Source organism: Pseudovibrio sp. Ad37 (assembly GCF_001623075.1).
Taxonomy (GTDB): domain Bacteria; phylum Pseudomonadota; class Alphaproteobacteria; order Rhizobiales; family Stappiaceae; genus Pseudovibrio.
The window spans coordinates 1-513 of sequence record NZ_LMCF01000156.1; the positions used below are offsets into that span (position 1 = coordinate 1).

Consider the following 513-nt stretch of genomic DNA (forward strand, 5'->3'; position numbering starts at 1 on the left):
GAAATGTATTCCTTTAAGGACGGTTTTTCTGGGTATAACCAGATAAATATTTCCCCTGCTGACCAACACAAGACTGCCTTTATCTGTCCATGGGGAACTTTTTCCTATAAGAAGCTCCCTTTCGGTCTCAAGAACACTGGTGCTACCTTCCAACGTGCAATGTCTTACACTTTTCATGACATTCGTCACATTGTACAACCATACCTGGATGACCTACCATCTCATTCAACCAAACGTCAAGACCACCCTGTTCATCTTTGCGAGATGTTTCTTCGCTATCAACACTACCGTATCAGGCTTAATACTCACAAATGTGTCTTCTGCGTCGAATCTGGTCGACTTCTCGGGTTCATCGTCTCCCGAGAGGGCATCCGCTTGGATCCCCTTAAAGTTGAGGCTATCGTAAATCTTCCTCCCCCCGCTTCTTTGCAGCAATTGCAGAGCCTGCAAGGTAAAGCGAATTTCCTGAGGTGATTCATTCTGAACTATGCTGAGGTGGCTAAAGGCTTTACG

Annotated in this window: 1 protein-coding gene; it reads left to right on the forward strand. The window is 45.6% G+C overall.

Features of this window, described 5'->3' with window-relative positions; genetic code table 11:
- Positions 1-3: 3 nt before the first annotated feature.
- Complete coding sequence (locus tag PsAD37_RS29620) at positions 4-474, forward strand: reverse transcriptase family protein (RefSeq protein WP_369327188.1); 471 nt, start codon at positions 4-6, stop codon at positions 472-474.
- Positions 475-513: the final 39 nt, after the last annotated feature.